This window comes from Candidatus Angelobacter sp. (genome assembly GCA_035607015.1).
In the GTDB taxonomy this organism is placed as follows: Bacteria; Verrucomicrobiota; Verrucomicrobiia; order Limisphaerales; family AV2; genus AV2.
This window is the reverse complement of the sequence record DATNDF010000242.1, coordinates 1-3,441: the sequence shown is the minus strand read 5'-3', so window position 1 is coordinate 3,441 and position 3,441 is coordinate 1. Positions and strand designations below refer to the sequence as shown.

The window sequence follows — 3,441 nt, the reverse complement described above, 5'->3', positions numbered from 1 at the left end:
TTTATAACCCTAAGCGGCTCCACAGCGCCTTGGGCTACCAATCCCCTGTGGAATTTGAAAACCATTTCACTTAAACTAACATCAACAAAAACTTGGAAAGCCCTATCCACGTTTTCGAAGAAAGATCACACTCCTCCCGGGCCATTGACCGGCCTTCAATCCTTCAGCCTGTCGCTCGTGGTTCCTGAGCCGGGTTCGTTATGGCTTCTCTTGTTTGGCCTGCCGTTGCTTTTTGTTCGCCTGTGATTCAAGTGAACCTCAACAAAGACTACGAAGGATGCCGGTGTTCGTGGTCAAGCCGGATAGGGCCCGGGACGAGCCCACACGGCGACCGACACGGGTTCGGCGTGCGGTCGAGAAGGAAATGAAGCACTCGCAATTTCCCTTTGCGTTTCGGATGATTCAACAGTATCTCAACTCTCATATGTTTGATGCCATTAAAGCACAGTTGACGACGGCCGGTGAGAAACTCGCCCACATGCGGAGGTTTCTTTGACGTCGCCAAAGTGCAGAAGCGACTCGGCGAACTCGACGCCGAGATGGCCAGAGACACGTTCTGGAACAATCGCGAGCAGGCGCAGAAGCTGATCGACGAGGCCGGTTCCTTCCGCAGGAAAATCGATCCCCTCCTGGTTGCTGAAAAGCAACTCGATGATTTTCGGGTCATGGTCGAGCTGGCCGAGGCTGAACCGGAGGCGGAACAGCTCAAGCATCAGCAGGAACTTGATCGCGACTTTGCCAGGTTCAGCAAGGAACTCGACGCGCTGGAGCTGCGCGTGCTGCTCGGCAGTCCGCACGACAAGAACAATTGCATCCTGGGCATCAACGCCGGCGCGGGCGGCACGGAGTCGTGCGACTGGGCGAACATGCTGTTGCGGATGTATCAACGCTGGTGCGAACGGCGCGGCTGGGAAATCGAGGTCACCGATGCGCTCGCGGGCGAAGTGGCCGGCATCAAAAGCGTCACGATGCTCATCAAGGGAGAAAACGCCTACGGCTTTTGCAAGGCCGAACGGGGCGTGCATCGCCTGGTGCGCATCTCGCCGTTTGATTCCAACAAGCGCCGGCACACGAGCTTTGCCAGCGTGGACGTGATCGCGGAAATCGAACAACAGGGTGAACTCGTTGTTCCGCCCAACGAACTGCAAATTGATACTTACCGCGCCGGCGGCAAAGGCGGTCAGAACGTCAACAAAGTGGAAACGGCCGTACGCGTCACGCACCTCCCGACGGGCATGGTGGCGGCGTCACAGGCGCAGCGCTCGCAGATGCAGAACAAGGCGGCAGCGATGAAGCTGTTGCTCTCGAAACTTTACGCGTTGCGCGAGGACCAGAAGCGCGCGGAGCTGGAGCGGTTTTATGGCGAGAAGGGCAGCGTGTCGTGGGGCAACCAGATTCGCAGCTACGTCTTTCAGCCTTATCGCATGGTCAAAGACCTCCGGACCGGCATTCAGACCAGCAATGTGCAGACCGTGATGGACGGCGACCTTGACGAGTTCGTGAACGGATGGCTTCGCGTGGGCGGGCCGACGAAGCGGATACAGGGAATCAAGGATGACGAGGAATGAACGTAATCTGTCGCCTCTGGTCAGTTGTCGCAATTGACCACTGCAGCAAGCCGAATCGTGAACATTCTGGACACCATCGTTGAGCAGAAGCGCCGGGAAATCACGCGGCTGCCGTCGCGCATCATCGCGGCGGGTGACCTGCGCGACGCCTTGCTCGAACGCGGTGAGCGGCGTGATTTTATCGAAGCGCTGCGCAAACCCCGATGCGGCGACATCGCGCTGATCGCCGAGGTTAAAAAGGCGTCGCCATCAGCCGGCGTGATCTGTCCCGATTTTGATCCGGTCCGGATCGCCCGGGAATATGAAGCGGCGGGAACGAGCTGTCTGTCGGTGTTGACCGACGAGAAGTTTTTCCAGGGATCGCTCGATCACCTCCGCCAGATTCGCGCAGCGGTGAAACTACCCTTGCTGCGCAAGGATTTCATCATCGATGAACGACAGATTCTGGAAGCCGTTGAATGGGGCGCAGACGCGGTCCTGCTGATTGTGGCGATCCTGACGGACAATCAGTTGAAACAGTTTCATTCGATCGCAACCGAAGCAGGTGTGGCCGCATTGGTGGAAATCCACAACGAATCCGAGCTGGAGCGGGCGCTGGCAGTTGGCGCATCACTCATCGGCGCAAACAATCGCGACCTCAAAACGTTCAAGGTGGACCTCGCCACCACCGAACGGCTGGCGGCGAGAATGCGTGCCACCTCAAACGGCAAGGAAGAATTGCTGGTCGCCGAAAGCGGCATCAACACCCGCAACGACGTTCGCCGGCTCAAGCGGGCGGGTGCGGACGCGATTCTCGTGGGCGAATCGCTCATGCGCGGCGGCAATGTCCAGGTGAAGATCGGAGAACTGCTGGGTCTCGATCTGGCGTGATTCCGCCGGATGCCTCGCCCGTGGCCGGCCCCGGCCGGTCATTTCGTAGTTGGCGGCGCTTCGCGCTTCAACGACACTGGCGGCATGAGCGTGCGGGTGAAAATCTGCGGGATTACCAGTCTCGACGACGCATTGGCGGCTGTGGACGCCGGCGCGGACGCGCTCGGTTTCATGTTTTACGAAAAAAGTCCGCGCAGTGTTTCTCTCGAAACTGCCCGCGAGATCGCCCGCCAATTGCCGCCGTTCGTTGCAAAAGTCGGCGTCTTCGTGGACGCAGCCGAAGAAGTGGTTCGGAAACACGTCGCTGGGTGCGGCCTCGACACTTTGCAATTTCACGGCGACGAACCGCCGGAGTTCTGTGGGAAATTTTCGCCGCTCAAAGTCTATAAGGCGTTTCGGATCCAAAACCCGGACTCACTTCGAATGCTCCCGGCTTACAGGACCGACGCGTGGTTGCTGGACGGTTACGTGCCGGACAAGCTGGGCGGCTCGGGCGCAACGTTCAACTGGGGCCTCGCTGTCGAGGCGAAGAAACTTGGGCGGCCGATCATCCTCGCCGGAGGATTAACACCGGAGAATGTCGCCGACGCCGTGCGCAAAGCACAGCCTTACGCCGTGGATGTTTCCAGCGGAGTGGAATCGTCGCCGGGGAAGAAAGACCCCTCGAAGATGTGGAAATTTGTCGCAGCTGCAAAGGCAGCGGCGGAGCAAGTGGAAAAGTAACCTGGTCGGAGAGAGTATCGTGGATCGCCCACTTTCTGACTTTCTAATCCACTCGTTGTTGTTTAGCCTGCCTACATGAACGCAGTTGCCAGTCAAAACCTTCCTGATCTCGAGGGTCACTTCGGTCCGTATGGCGGGCGTTTTGTGCCCGAAACGTTGATGCATGCGTTGCGGGAGTTGGAGGACGAGTATCACCGCGCGCAGAAAGATCCTGAGTTCCAGCGCGAGTTCGAGTACTACCTGAAGGAATTTTGCGGCCGGCCGACGCCGCTTTACTTTG

At 58.4% G+C, this 3,441-nt stretch carries 5 protein-coding genes; all 5 read left to right on the top strand.

The genetic code is table 11. From position 1 onward, the window contains the following. A partial coding sequence (locus tag VN887_09925; GenBank protein ID HXT40329.1) for a PEP-CTERM sorting domain-containing protein occupies window positions 1-246 on the top strand: 246 nt, incomplete at its 5' end. Window positions 247-424: 178 nt separating this feature from the next. Continuing rightward, a protein-coding gene (gene prfB, locus VN887_09920; GenBank protein ID HXT40328.1) for a peptide chain release factor 2 occupies window positions 425-1,568 on the top strand; the annotation gives its coding sequence in 2 pieces (ribosomal slippage) (window positions 425-493 and window positions 495-1,568; 1,143 coding nt in all). A 57-nt stretch (window positions 1,569-1,625) separates the two neighbouring features. Then, window positions 1,626-2,438, top strand: a complete 813-nt coding sequence (gene trpC / locus VN887_09915; GenBank protein ID HXT40327.1) for an indole-3-glycerol phosphate synthase TrpC — start codon at window positions 1,626-1,628, stop codon at window positions 2,436-2,438. 84 nt (window positions 2,439-2,522) lie between these two features. Beyond that, window positions 2,523-3,161, top strand: a complete 639-nt coding sequence (locus tag VN887_09910) for a phosphoribosylanthranilate isomerase (protein ID HXT40326.1) — start codon at window positions 2,523-2,525, stop codon at window positions 3,159-3,161. Between the two features lie 75 nt (window positions 3,162-3,236). Beyond that, the coding region (locus VN887_09905; GenBank protein ID HXT40325.1) for a tryptophan synthase subunit beta at window positions 3,237-3,441 on the top strand (205 nt) is incomplete at its 3' end.